Source organism: Streptomyces sp. NBC_00425 (assembly GCF_036030735.1).
In the GTDB taxonomy this organism is placed as follows: domain Bacteria; phylum Actinomycetota; class Actinomycetes; order Streptomycetales; family Streptomycetaceae; genus Streptomyces.
Window position 1 is genome coordinate 1,387,437 of sequence record NZ_CP107928.1, and the last position, 13,117, is coordinate 1,400,553.

Consider the following 13,117-nt stretch of genomic DNA (forward strand, 5'->3'; position numbering starts at 1 on the left):
CGGGTCTCAGGCGAGGTGGAAGACCTCGGTGAGGGGCTTCATGGCCTCGTCGGGCCGGGAGCCGTCCAGGGACTCGAAGAATGGGGCCATCTCCGCCTGCCAGCGGGCGTTGACGTCGGTGGCCTCCATGCCGGCCCTGGCTGCGTCGAAGTCCTCGGTCTCCAGGTAGCCGACGAGCAGGCCGTCGTCTCTCAGGAAGAGCGAGTAGTTGTGCCAGCCGGTGGCCGAGAGAGCTTCGAGCATCTCCGGCCACACGGCTGCGTGGCGTTCGCGGTACTCGGCGAGGCGGTCCTGTCGGACCTTGAGCAGGAAACAGACGCGCTGCATGAAGTACCGCTCCAGACCTAGAAGTTGAACTGGTCGATGTTCTTGGCGTTGAACACGGTCGGCTTGCCGAGGTTGATCACGCCGTTCTTGCCGATGGTGTACTCCGCGCCGCCGGCCTTGAAGGTCTCGCCCTCGGCGCCGGTGATCTGGCCCGAGACCAGCGCCACCGCGGTCTGGGCGGCCAGCGCGCCGAGCTTCGCCGGGTCCCACAGCTCGAAGGCGTCGACGGTGCCGTTCTTGACGTAGGTGCGCATGTCGTTCGGGGTGCCGAGGCCGGTCAGCTTGACCTTGCCCTTGTACTTGGAGCCCGACAGGTACTGAGCGGCCGCCTTGATGCCGACGGTGGTCGGGGAGATGATCCCCTTCAGGTTCGGGTACTGCTGCAGCAGGCCCTGGGTCTGCTGGAAGGACTGCTGCGCGTCGTCGTTGCCGTACGCCACCTTGACCAGCTTGACGTCCTTGTACTTCGGGTCCGCCAGCTCCTTCTTCATGAAGTCGATCCAGACGTTCTGGTTCGTCGCGGTCTGCGCGGCCGACAGGATCGCGATCTCGCCCTTGTAGCCGATCTGTTCGGCGAGCAGCTGCACCTCGGTGCGCCCGAGGTCCTCGGCGGACGCCTGCGAGACGAAGGCGTTGCGGCACTCGGGGTTGGTGTCGGAGTCGTAGGTGACGACCTTGATCTTGTTGCTCATGGCCTGCTTGAGCGCGGTGCACAGGGCGCCCGGGTCCTGCGCGGACACGGCCATCGCGTCGACCTGCTGCTGGGTCAGGGTGTTGACGTAGGAGACCTGGCTGGAGGTGTCGGTGGCGCTGGAGGGTCCGACCTCCTTGTAGTTCGAGCCCAGCTCCTTCAGGGCCGCCTCGCCGCCCTTGTCGGAGGAGGTGAAGTAGGGGTTGTTGACCTGCTTGGGGAGGAAGCCGACGGTCAGGCCCTTCTTGGTGGCCGCGTTCGGATCGGCCTTGCCGGTGGCGGCGGCGGCCGCGCCGGTGCTCTCGTTCTTCACGTCCTCCTTGGTGGTGCCGCCGCAGGCGGTGGCGGCGAGGGCGAGGGAGGAGACGGCGGCGAGGGCCGCACAGGCACGGCGGAGCGATGACTTGCGCATGGTGGTGTGAGTCCTTACTGGGGAGGGCGGGGCGGATGATTCTCAGGCCGTCGGGGTCGAGGCTGCGGCTCTACGGCCCGCCCTCGCGACGGAGATCTGGCGTGCGACCCGGGGGCCGAGCACGGAGACGACGAGCAGGACGCCCGTGACGACGATCTGCGACTGGGCGGAGACGTTGAGGAGGCTCATCACGTTCTGCAGTGCGCCGAGGAGGAACACTCCCGCGATGGCGCCGCCCAACGTGCCCCTGCCGCCGTCGAAGTCGATGCCGCCGAGCAACACCGCGGCGACGACGGAGAGTTCGAGGCCGGTCGCGTTGTCGTAGCGGGCGCTGGCGTAGTGCAGGGCCCAGAAGATGCCGGTGAGGGAGGCCATCAGGCCGGTCACCGTGAACAGGATGAGCTTCTGCCGCTTGACGCGGACGCCGGCGAACCGGGCGGCCTCCTCGCTGGCGCCGGTCGCGAAGAGCGAGCGGCCGAACGGGGTGGCGTGCAGGACGACCACCGCGATCGCGAGCAGGACCACGAAGGGCAGGAACGCCTGCGGGAGGAAGCTGTCCCCGACCCTTCCGGCCGCGAAGTCCAGGTACTGGGTGGGGAAGTCGGTCACCGCGTCGGAGCCGAGCACGATCTGTGCGATGCCCCGGTAGGCGGCGAGGGTGCCGATGGTGACGGCGAGGGAGGGCAGGCCGAGGCGCGTCACGAGCAGACCGTTGACCAGTCCGCACACCACGCCCAGCAGCAGGCAGATCGGGATGATCGCCTCGATGGTCAGTCCCTGGTTCCACAGGGCGCCCATGACCGCGCCGGACAGGCCGGCCGTGGAGGCGACCGAGAGGTCGATCTCGCCGGAGACCACCAGCAGGGTCATCGGCAGGGCGATGAGCGCGATCGGCAGGGTGTTGCCGATCAGGAAGGACAGGTTCAGCGCGTTGCCGAAGCCGTCCACGAAGGAGAAGGAGAACAGCAGCAGGACGATCAGGAGGGCGCCCACGACGGTGTCCCAGCGGATCGCGCGGGCCAGGGACTCAGGCACGGGCCTCTCCCTTCGCTACGGCCGGCACGGAGGCCGACTTCTTCTTCAGGGCGGACGCCACCCGCAGCGCCACGATCCGGTCGACCGCGATGGCCATCAGGAGCAGCACGCCGTTGATGGCGAGCACCCAGACCGAGCTGACGCCGAGGGCGGGCAGGACGCTGTTGATGGAGGTGAGGAGCAGGGCGCCGAGTGCTGCGCCGTAGACGCTGCCGGAGCCGCCGGTGAAGACGACGCCGCCGACCACGACCGCGCTGACGACGGTGAGTTCGTAGCCGTTGCCGGTCCCGGAGTCGACGTTGCCGAACCGGGCCAGGTACATGGCGCCGGCGAGCCCGGCGAGGCCGCCGCAGAACGTGTAGGCGGCGAGGATCCGCTTGCGGACCGGGATGCCGGCGAGCCGGGCGGCTTCGGGGTTGGAGCCGAGCGCGTACAGCTCGCGTCCGCTGCCGAAGTGCTTGAGGTAGTAGGCGGTCGCGATCAGGACGGCGACCGCGATGAGCGCCAGCCACGGCACCGCCGAGAGGCCGCCGGAGCCAAAGTCGACGAAGGAGTCCGGCAGGTCGGCCGCGGTGATCTGCCGGGAGCCGACCCAGATGGAGTCGATGCCGCGGATGATGTAGAGCGTGCCGAGGGTGACGACCAGGGCGGGCACCTGACCGAGGCTGACCAGCAGGCCGTTGAGCAGCCCGAAGCCGACGCCCAGCAGGACCGCCAGGGCGATCGCGATCACCGGGTTGCCGCCGCCCTGCAGACAGGTGCCTGCGGCGAAGGCGCTGATGCCGAGGGTGGAGCCGACCGAGAGGTCGACGTTGCGGGTGATGACGACCAGCGACTGGCCGGTGGCGACCAGCACCAGGATGGTCGCGTTCAGCAGCAGGTCCTTGATGCCCTGCTCGGAGAGGAACTCGCTGTTGCCGGCCTGGGTGACGGCGATCATCGCCAGGAAGACGACCAGGATGGCGAGTTCGCGCATCTTGAAGACGCGGTCGACGAGCCGGGTGCCGCTGGATTTCGGCGTCCCGGCGACGGATGCCTCGTGGGGTGTGGTCACCGTCATGCGGCGGCCCTCCCGGTGGCTGCGGCCATCACGGTTTCCTCGGTGGCGTCGGTGCGGGCGATCTCGGCGGCGAGCCGGCCCTCGTGCATCACCAGCACGCGGTCGGCCATGCCGAGGATCTCGGGCAGGTCGGAGGAGATCATCAGGACCGCGACCCCGTCGGCGGCCAGCTCGCTCAGCAGTCGGTGGACCTCGGCCTTGGTGCCGACGTCGATGCCGCGCGTCGGCTCGTCGACGATCAGCACCTTCGGGCCGGTGGCCAGCCATTTGGCGAGCACGACCTTCTGCTGGTTGCCGCCGGAGAGGGTGTTGACGCTGTCGGCGATCCGGGCGTACTTCACCTGGAGCTTGACCGCCCAGTCGAGGGAGCGGCTGCGTTCGGCGCCGCGGTCCATCAGTCCGGCCTTCACCGTGGTGCGCAGACCGGTGAGGCCGATGTTGCGCTCGATGGACATGTCCATCACCAGGCCCTGGGCGCGCCGGTCCTCGGGGACCAGGGCGAGGCCCGCGGACATCGCGGTGGACGGGGCCCCGTTGGTGAGCGGACGGCCGTCCACCGAGACCTCGCCGGCGTCCCATCGGTCGATGCCGAAGACCGCGCGGGCGACCTCGGTGCGCCCGGCGCCGACGAGTCCGGCGAGGCCGACGATCTCGCCGCGCCGGACCTCGAAGGACACGTCGGTGAAGACGCCCTCGCGGGTCAGCCGGCGCACGCTCAGGGCGACTTCGCCCGGTGTGACGTCCTGCTTGGGGTAGAGCTCGTCGAGATCGCGGCCGACCATCCGGCGGACGAGGTCGTCCTCGGTCATGCCCTCGATCGGCTCGCCGGCGATCCACGCTCCGTCGCGCAGGGTGGTCACCCGCTGGCAGATCTCGAAGATCTCCTCCAGCCGGTGTGAGATGAACAGCACGGCCGCGCCCTGTTCACGCAGGGTGCGCACGACGCCGAACAGCCGGGCGACCTCGCTGCCGGTGAGGGCGGCGGTGGGCTCGTCCATGATCAGGACGCGGGCGTCGAAGGAGAGCGCCTTGGCGATCTCGACGATCTGCTGGTCGGCGATGGACAGTCCGCGTGCCGGGCGCTCGGGGTCGAGGTCGACGCCGAGGCGCTGCATCAGGGCGGCGGTGGCGGCGTGGGTGGCCTTGTGGTCGATGCGGCGAAGGGCCCGCCGGGGCTGGCGGCCCATGAAGATGTTCTCGGCGATCGACAGGTCGGGGAAGAGCGTGGGCTCCTGGTAGATCACCGCGATTCCGGCGTCGCGGGCGTCGCCGGGACCGTGGAAGACGACGGGCTCGCCGTCGAGCAGCACCCGGCCGGCGTCCGGTCGGTGCACCCCCGCAAGGGTCTTGATCAAGGTCGACTTGCCCGCGCCGTTCTCGCCGGCGAGGGCGTGTACCTCGCCGGGGAACAGCTCCAGGGAGACGCCCCGCAGGGCGCGTACGGCTCCGAAGGACTTGCTCACGTCCCTCAGTGCCAGCACCGGGGCCGGTCCCGTGTCGGACGGGTGGGTCATGGGTGGCTCCTCGACGACGGCCGCGGGCCGGGCCGCTCGGGGCCGCCGCGGTGTCGTGAAAGGTTTCAACTGGATGGCCGGGACGTTAGGCATCCCGGGCATGTCACGTCAATGGGTACGTGTCGAAAACTTTTCGATACCCGAAGGTCACGCATGGGTCACGGTGAACACGCCGGACCCGGGGGGTTGACACCCGTTCGGCTGGCTCATAGCTTCCCGTTCTGAATCGTTTCATCCGGGGGTCGATCCCGGACTGATGTCACAGGAGCCCGAAGTGACCGACCTCGTCGCCGTGAAGGCCGCGCTGAAGACCCAGGCCGTCGAGACGCCGTCATGGGCGTACGGGAACTCGGGGACCCGTTTCAAGGTGTTCGCCCAGGAGGGGGTTCCGCGCACCCCGCAGGAGAAACTGGACGACGCGGCCCAGGTGCACGCGGTCACCGGGGCGGCCCCGACGGTCGCGCTGCACATCCCCTGGGACAAGGTGGAGGACTACTCCGCGCTCGCGAAGCACGCGCAGGACCGCGGCCTGAAGCTGGGAGCCGTCAACTCCAACACCTTCCAGGACGACGCCTACAAGCTGGGCAGCATATGCCACCCGGAGGCGGCGGTGCGCCGCAAGGCCGTCGACCACCTGCTCGAGTGCGTCGACATCATGGACGCGACCGGTTCCACCGACCTGAAGCTGTGGTTCGCGGACGGCACGAACTATCCGGGCCAGGACGATCTCCGCGCGCGCCAGGACCGGCTCGCGGAAGGCCTCGCCGAGGTGTACGGGCGGCTCGGCGACGGGCAGCGGATGCTGCTGGAGTACAAGTTCTTCGAGCCGGCGTTCTACGCGACGGACGTCCCGGACTGGGGCACGGCGTACGCGCACTGTCTGAAGCTGGGCCCCAAGGCGCAGGTCGTGGTCGACACCGGGCACCACGCGCCCGGAACCAACATCGAGTTCATCGTCGCCACACTGCTGCGCGAGGGAAAACTCGGCGGGTTCGACTTCAACTCCCGGTTCTACGCCGACGACGACCTGATGGTGGGCGCGGCGGACCCCTTCCAGCTGTTCCGGATCATGTACGAGGTGGTGCGTGGCGGCGGCTTCACCTCCGACGTGGCGTTCATGCTCGACCAGTGCCACAACATCGAGGCCAAGATCCCGGCGATCATCCGCTCCGTGATGAACGTCCAGGAGGCGACGGCCAAGGCGCTGCTCGTCGACGCCCCGGCCCTGGCCGCCGCCCAGGCCTGCGGCGACGTGCTGGAGGCCAACGCCGTCCTGATGGACGCGTACAACACGGACGTACGGCCGCTGCTGCGCGAGGTGCGCGAGGAGAGCGGGCTGAACCCCGACCCCATCGCCGCCTACCGCGCGTCCGGGTGGGCGCAGAAGATCGTCGCCGAGCGGGTGGGAGGGGAACAGGCCGGTTGGGGCGCGTAGCCGTCCGCCGCCGCCACCTGCTCGTCGCGGACCGCGGGCCCGTCGTGGCCGGCCGACCCGGCGGCGGAACCGCATCGCCGACACCACCCCGCGCCCCCCGGGGCGCTTCGTCACCCGCGTTCGAGAAGTAAGGACTCCGCATGACCACCCACCCCGAAGCCGCCGCTCTCCTCGCCCGGTCGAACCGGCTCGGCGCCGATCCCCGCAACACGAACTACGCCGGCGGCAACACGTCAGCGAAGGGCTCCGACACGGACCCCGTCACCGGCGGGGACGTCGAGCTGATGTGGGTGAAGGGGTCGGGCGGCGACCTCGGCACGCTCACCGGGGCCGGACTGGCCGTGCTGCGCCTGGACCGGCTGCGGGCGCTGCGGGACGTCTACCCGGGGGTCGAGCGCGAGGACGAGATGGTCGCCGCGTTCGACTACTGCCTGCACGGCAAGGGCGGGGCGGCGCCTTCCATCGACACCGCGATGCACGGACTGGTCGACGCCCCGCACGTCGACCACCTCCACCCGGACTCCGGCATCGCGCTCGCCTGCGCCGCCGACGGGGAGAAGCTGACCGCGGAGTGCTTCGGCGACGCGGTCGCCTGGGCGCCGTGGCGGCGGCCCGGGTTCCAGCTGGGCCTGGACATCGCCGCCATCAAGGCGGCCAACCCGCAGGCGATCGGCGTGATCCTCGGCGGCCACGGCATCACCGCCTGGGGCGACAGCGCCGAGGAGTGCGAGCGCAACTCGCTGCACATCATCCGCACCGCCGAGGCGTTCCTCGCCGACAAGGGCAGGACCGAACCCCTCGGGCCCGTCCTCGAGGGCTACGGCCCGCTGCCCGAGGGCGAGCGCCGGAAGCGGGCGGCCGCGCTCGCGCCGTACGTGCGGGCGATCGCCTCACAGGACCGGCCGCAGGTCGGGCACTTCGACGACTCGGACGTCGTCCTCGACTTCACCGCGCGGGCCGAGCACCCGCGGCTCGCCGCGCTCGGCACCTCCTGCCCCGACCACTTCCTGCGCACCAAGGTGCGGCCGCTGGTCCTGGACCTGCCGCCGACCGTAACGCTGGAGGACGCAGTGGCCCGGCTCGGCGAGCTGCACACCGCCTACCGCGAGGAGTACGCCGCCTACTACGCGCGGCACGCCGAGCCCGGCTCCCCCGCGATGCGCGGCGCCGACCCGGCGATCGTGCTGGTGCCGGGCGTGGGCATGTTCTCCTTCGGCAAGGACAAGCAGACCGCCCGGGTGGCCGGCGAGTTCTACGTCAACGCGATCAACGTGATGCGGGGCGCCGAGGCGGTGTCCTCGTACACGCCGATCGAGGAGTCGGAGAAGTTCCGCATCGAGTACTGGGCGCTCGAGGAGGCCAAGCTCCAGCGGATGCCGAAGCCCAGGCCGCTCGCCACCCGGGTCGCCCTGGTGACGGGAGGCGGCAGCGGGATCGGCAAGGCGATCGCACGCCGGCTGGCCGCCGAGGGCGCCTGTGTGGTCGTGGCCGACCTGAACGGCGCGAACGCAGCCGCCGTCGCCGAGGAGCTCGGCGGACCCGACAAGGCCGTCGCGGTCACCGTCGACGTGACGTCCGAGGAGCAGATCGCCGCCGCGTTCGAGGCCGCCGCGCTCGCCTTCGGCGGGGTCGACCTGGTCGTCAACAACGCCGGCATCTCGATCTCCAAGCCGCTGCTGGAGACGTCGGCGAAGGACTGGGACCTCCAGCACGACATCATGGCCCGCGGGTCCTTCCTCGTCTCGCGCGAGGCGGCGCGCACGATGATCGCGCAGCGCCTCGGCGGCGACATCGTCTACATCGCCTCGAAGAACGCCGTCTTCGCCGGGCCCAACAACATCGCCTACTCCGCCACCAAGGCCGACCAGGCCCACCAGGTGCGGCTGCTCGCGGCCGAACTGGGCGAGCACGGCATCCGCGTCAACGGGGTCAACCCCGACGGCGTGGTGCGCGGCTCGGGCATCTTCGCCGGCGGCTGGGGAGCCCAGCGGGCCGCCACCTACGGCATCGAGGAGGAGAAGCTGGGCGAGTTCTACGCGCAGCGGACCATCCTCAAGCGCGAGGTGCTGCCCGAGCACGTGGCCAACGCCGTGTTCGCGCTGACCGGCGGCGAGCTCACCCACACCACCGGACTGCACGTCCCCGTCGACGCGGGTGTGGCGGCCGCGTTCCTCCGGTGACGGCCGTGCGGCCGTACGCCGCCGTCGACCTCGGCGCGTCGAGCGGGCGCGTCATGGTCGGCCGCGTCGGACCCGACACGCTGGAGCTGACCGAGGCGCACCGCTTCGCCAACCGCCCGGTCCGCCTCCCCGAGGGGCTGCGCTGGGACGTGCTGTCCCTGTACGCGGGAGTGCTGGACGGGCTGCGCGCGGCGGGCGACGTCGACTCCGTCGGCATCGACAGCTGGGCCGTGGACTACGGTCTGCTGGACGCCGACGGGGCGCTGCTCGGCAACCCCGTGCACTACCGGGACGCGCGCACCGACGGCGTCGCCGAGAAGGTGTGGGCGAGCGTGCCGGCGGCCGAGCTGTACGCGGCGACCGGTCTGCAGTACGCGCCGTTCAACACGCTCTACCAGCTGACGGCCGCCGCCTCCACGGGGCAGCTGGCGCAGGCGCGGCGGCTGCTGCTCATCCCCGACCTGCTGGCGTACTGGCTGACGGGCGAGCAGGGCACGGAGCTGACGAACGCCTCGACGACGCAGCTGATCGACCCCCGTACCGGCGGCTGGGCGCACGCCGTCGCCGACCGGCTCGGGATCGACCTCACCCTGTTCGCCCCGCTGCGGCGGCCCGGCGACCCGGCGGGACTGCTGCGGGACCGGGTGCTGGAGGAGACGGGCCTCACCGGGCCGGTGCCGCTGACCACGGTCGGCTCGCACGACACCGCGTCGGCCGTGGCGGCCGTCCCGGCCGTCGACGAGCGGTTCGCCTACATCTGCACCGGCACCTGGTCGCTGGCCGGCCTGGAGCTCATGGCGCCCGTGCTCACCGAGGAGAGCCGCGCCGCCAACTTCACCAACGAGCTGGGGCTCGACGGCACGGTCCGCTATCTGCGCAACATCATGGGACTGTGGCTGCTCCAGGAGTGCATGCGCGCCTGGGACCACCCCGACCTGGCGGAACTGCTGCGGGACGCGGCGGCGGCGCCCGCGCTGCGCTCGGTCGTGGACGCGGGGGACGCGGTCTTCCTGCCGCCCGGGCGGATGCCGGAGCGGATCGCCGAGGCCTGCCGCGCCTCGGGGCAGCCGGTTCCGGGCACCCCCGGCGAGATCACCCGCTGCATCCTCGACTCCCTGGCCCTGGCGCACCGCAGGGCGATCGACGAGGCCCAGCGGTTGGCCGGCCATGCCGTCGACGTGGTCCACATCGTCGGCGGCGGCACCCGCAACACGCTGCTGTGCCAGCTCACCGCCGACGCCTGCGGACTGCCGGTGGTGGCCGGTCCGACGGAGGCGGCAGCGCTCGGCAACGTGCTCGTCCAGGCCCGGTCCCACGGGCTGGTCGGCGACCGCGCCGACATGCGCCGGCTGCTCGCCCGCACCCAGCCGCTGACACGCTACGAGCCGCGCGGCGACGCGGAGCGGTGGCGGGAGGCGCAGGCTCGTCTCGCCACACGGTGAGACGGGGTCTCCCCCGGAGCTCCATGGCGGGCTACTCTTCATTCATCCGATGACCGACCCTCAAGGAGCCGCGATGCGTGTCGCCCTGTTCCTGACCTGTGTCAACGACACGCTCTATCCGGATACCGGCCGCGCCGTGGTGAAACTGCTGACCAGGCTGGGCATCGACGTCGACTTCCCGATGGCGCAGACCTGCTGCGGACAGGCCCACTACAACACCGGCTACCGCCATGAGGCCGAACCGCTCGCCCGGCATTTCTCCGATGTCTTCGGCGAGTACGAGGCGATCGTGACTCCGTCGGGATCCTGCGGGGCGATGGTGCGGGAGCTGTATCCGCGGATGGGCGAGCGAGCCCGGGCGGAGGGGCGCGGGGACACGCTCGCCGCGACCCTCGCCCCGGTGGTCCCGAAGACGTACGAGCTCACCGAGTTCCTGGTGGACGTGCTCGGGGTGACCGACGTCGGCGCGTACTACCCGCACACGGTGACCTACCACCCGACCTGTCACGGGTTGCGCTCACTGGGGCTCGGGGACCGGCCCCGACGGCTGCTCCAGGCGGTCAAGGGGCTCGAGCTCGCGGAACTGCCGGGCGCCGACGAGTGCTGCGGCTTCGGCGGCACGTTCGCGCTGAAGAACTCCGACGTCTCGGCGGCGATGGGCGCCGACAAGGTGCGAAGCGCCGAGTCGACGGGCGCGGAGGTGCTGTGCGCGGCCGACAACTCCTGTCTGATGCACATCGGCGGGACCATGGCCCGGCTGCGGACCGGGATGCGGCCGGTGCACATCGCGGAGATCCTGGCGAGCACGGAAACGGAGCCGGCGCTGTGAGCGGGACGTTCGTCGGCATGCCGGCGTTTCCGGAGGCCGCCCGGGAGGCGGTCGGCGACACGACTCTGCGCGCCAATCTGCGGCACGCCACGCACACCATCCGCGCCAAGCGCGCCGCGGCGGTCGCCGAGGTGTCCGACTGGGCCGCGCTGCGCGAGGCCGGCAAGCAGATCAAGGACCACACGCTGCGGCATCTCGACCGCTATCTGGTCCAGTTGGAGGAATCGGTCAGCGCGGCCGGCGGCACCGTCCACTGGGCGGCCGACGCCGACGAGGCGAACCGGATCGTCACCCGGCTGGTCAAGGAGACCGGCGAGTCGGAGGTCGTCAAGGTCAAGTCCATGGCGACGCAGGAGATCGGGCTGAACGAGGCGCTGGAGGCCGAGGGCATCCGGGCCTACGAGACCGATCTCGCCGAGCTGATCGTGCAGTTGGGCAAGGACCGCCCCTCGCACATCCTGGTCCCGGCCATCCACCGCAACCGGGGCGAGATCCGGGACATCTTCGCCGCGGAGATGAGCCGGTGGGGGCGGCCGGCCCCGGAGGGCCTCACGGACACGCCGGCCGAGCTCGCCGAGGCGGCCCGCCTGCACCTGCGGGAGAAGTTCCTGCGCGCCAGGGTCGGCGTCTCCGGCGCGAACTTCATGGTCGCCGAGACGGGCACCCTGGTGGTCGTGGAGTCGGAGGGCAACGGGCGGATGTGCCTCACCCTGCCCGAGACGCTGATCTCCGTCGTCGGCATCGAGAAGATCGTGCCGACCTGGCGCGACCTGGAGGTCTTCCTCCAGACGCTGCCCCGCTCGTCGACGGCCGAACGCATGAACCCGTACACCTCGACGTGGACGGGCACCACGGACGGCGACGGTCCGCGGACGTTCCATCTGGTGCTGCTGGACAACGGCCGCACCGACACCCTCGCCGACGAGGTCGGCCGGCAGGCCCTGCGCTGTATCCGCTGCTCGGCCTGTCTGAACGTGTGCCCGGTGTACGAGCGGGCCGGCGGCCACGCCTACGGCTCGGTCTACCCGGGTCCGATCGGCGCGATCCTCAGCCCTCAACTGCGGGGCACCGGCAGCGAGATCGACGCCTCGCTGCCGTACGCCTCCTCGCTGTGCGGGGCCTGCTACGAGGTCTGCCCGGTCGCCATCGACATCCCGGAGGTGCTGGTGCACCTGCGCGAACGGGTCGTGCAGGGCGGGCCGGTGACCCTGGAGGGCAACCGGACGGTGCTGAAGCCGGCCAAGGGCCACGCCGCCGAGCGCGCGGCGATGCGGGCGGCCCGCTGGGCGTTCGCCCGCCCCGGCGCGCTGCGCGCCGGTCAGCGGCTGGCGTCGCGTACCCGCCGCCTGCACCCCCGCACCCTGCCCGGACCGGGCCGGGCGTGGAGCGGCAGCCGGGATCTTCCGCCCGTGCCCGCGGAACCCTTCCGCGACTGGTGGCAGCGGACCAACGGCGGCGACGCCGGCGAGGGGACGGCGAAGTGAGCAGCAGGGAACAGATCCTGGGCCGGGTCCGGCGTGCGCTGGCCGACGTGCCTCGCGGCGACGCTCCGGAGTCCGGCGGGTCGGGCGGGTCGGGCGGGTCCGGACGGGTCCCCGGGTACGGGGAGGCCGTGGCCCGGGAGTACCTGCGGGAGCACGGCGAGCGCGACGCCGCGCAGACGGCGGAGCTGCTGGCGGAGAACCTGGCCGACTACCGGGCGCTCGTGCACCGCTGCACGGAGAGCGAACTCCCTTCCCTGATCGGCCGGTTGCTCGCCGTCCACGGGACGAGGTCGGTCCTCGCGCCGGCGGGGCTGGACCCCGCCTGGCTGTCGGCGGCGGACGCCGAGCGGGTCGAGGACCGGGCCGAGAGCACCGCGCACGAGCTGGACGGAGTGGACAGCGTGGTCACGGCGTGCGCGGTGGCGATCGCGGAGACCGGGACGATCGTCCTGGACGGCGGCCCCGGGCAGGGCCGGCGCCGCATCACCCTGGTCCCCGACCACCATGTGTGCGTGGTGCGGGTGCCCGGGCAGCTCGTGTCGTCCGTGCCGCAGGCCCTCGAACGACTCGACCCGGCCCGCCCGTTGACGTGGATCTCCGGCCCGTCCGCGACCAGCGACATCGAACTGGACCGGGTGGAGGGGGTGCACGGCCCGCGCACGCTGGAGGTCGTCCTGGTCGACTGACGCGGCCGGGCGGGCGCGCCGG

Annotated in this window: 11 protein-coding genes; 6 read left to right on the forward strand and 5 right to left on the reverse strand. The window is 71.5% G+C overall.

What is annotated here, in order from left to right; translation table 11 throughout:
* Nucleotides 1-6 precede the first annotated feature (6 nt).
* The 5 genes from OHS82_RS06030 to OHS82_RS06050 are packed head-to-tail and all read right to left on the reverse strand — an operon-like array spanning nucleotide 7 to nucleotide 5,039.
* Nucleotides 7-327 (reverse strand): L-rhamnose mutarotase, encoded by a 321-nt coding sequence (locus OHS82_RS06030; RefSeq protein WP_057577555.1) that lies wholly within the window; start codon nucleotides 325-327, stop codon nucleotides 7-9.
* A gap of 17 nt (nucleotides 328-344) precedes the next feature.
* The gene (gene rhaS, locus OHS82_RS06035) at nucleotides 345-1,430 is read right to left on the reverse strand and encodes a rhamnose ABC transporter substrate-binding protein (protein ID WP_057577557.1); all 1,086 of its coding nucleotides are present in this window, start codon (nucleotides 1,428-1,430) and stop codon (nucleotides 345-347) included.
* A gap of 42 nt (nucleotides 1,431-1,472) precedes the next feature.
* A complete protein-coding gene (locus tag OHS82_RS06040) occupies nucleotides 1,473-2,465 on the reverse strand; it encodes an ABC transporter permease (protein ID WP_057577558.1) in 993 nt (330 codons plus the stop codon).
* Nucleotides 2,458-3,525: an ABC transporter permease gene (locus OHS82_RS06045; protein ID WP_057577560.1), complete on the reverse strand. Its 1,068-nt coding sequence runs from the start codon at nucleotides 3,523-3,525 to the stop codon at nucleotides 2,458-2,460. The genes OHS82_RS06040 and OHS82_RS06045 overlap by 8 nt, the downstream gene beginning before the upstream one ends.
* Nucleotides 3,522-5,039 (reverse strand): sugar ABC transporter ATP-binding protein, encoded by a 1,518-nt coding sequence (locus OHS82_RS06050; protein ID WP_328433431.1) that lies wholly within the window; start codon nucleotides 5,037-5,039, stop codon nucleotides 3,522-3,524. Before OHS82_RS06050 ends, OHS82_RS06045 begins: the two co-directional genes overlap by 4 nt.
* Nucleotides 5,040-5,313: 274 nt before the next feature.
* Between OHS82_RS06050 and rhaI the strand changes: the two genes are divergently transcribed.
* The 6 genes from rhaI (at nucleotide 5,314) to OHS82_RS06080 (ending at nucleotide 13,095) form a co-directional block, all read left to right on the forward strand.
* Nucleotides 5,314-6,474 (forward strand): L-rhamnose isomerase, encoded by a 1,161-nt coding sequence (gene rhaI / locus OHS82_RS06055; protein ID WP_057577564.1) that lies wholly within the window; start codon nucleotides 5,314-5,316, stop codon nucleotides 6,472-6,474.
* A gap of 140 nt (nucleotides 6,475-6,614) precedes the next feature.
* Nucleotides 6,615-8,654 (forward strand): bifunctional rhamnulose-1-phosphate aldolase/short-chain dehydrogenase, encoded by a 2,040-nt coding sequence (locus OHS82_RS06060; RefSeq protein WP_057577566.1) that lies wholly within the window; start codon nucleotides 6,615-6,617, stop codon nucleotides 8,652-8,654.
* 5 nt (nucleotides 8,655-8,659) lie between these two features.
* Nucleotides 8,660-10,096, forward strand: a complete 1,437-nt coding sequence (locus tag OHS82_RS06065; protein WP_057577672.1) for a rhamnulokinase — start codon at nucleotides 8,660-8,662, stop codon at nucleotides 10,094-10,096.
* 73 nt (nucleotides 10,097-10,169) lie between these two features.
* Nucleotides 10,170-10,925: a (Fe-S)-binding protein gene (locus OHS82_RS06070; RefSeq protein ID WP_328433432.1), complete on the forward strand. Its 756-nt coding sequence runs from the start codon at nucleotides 10,170-10,172 to the stop codon at nucleotides 10,923-10,925.
* Nucleotides 10,922-12,409, forward strand: coding sequence for a lactate utilization protein B (locus OHS82_RS06075; RefSeq protein ID WP_328433433.1), 1,488 nt, complete (start codon nucleotides 10,922-10,924; stop codon nucleotides 12,407-12,409). The genes OHS82_RS06070 and OHS82_RS06075 overlap by 4 nt, the downstream gene beginning before the upstream one ends.
* Nucleotides 12,406-13,095, forward strand: coding sequence for a LutC/YkgG family protein (locus tag OHS82_RS06080; RefSeq protein ID WP_057577568.1), 690 nt, complete (start codon nucleotides 12,406-12,408; stop codon nucleotides 13,093-13,095). The genes OHS82_RS06075 and OHS82_RS06080 overlap by 4 nt, the downstream gene beginning before the upstream one ends.
* Nucleotides 13,096-13,117: the final 22 nt, after the last annotated feature.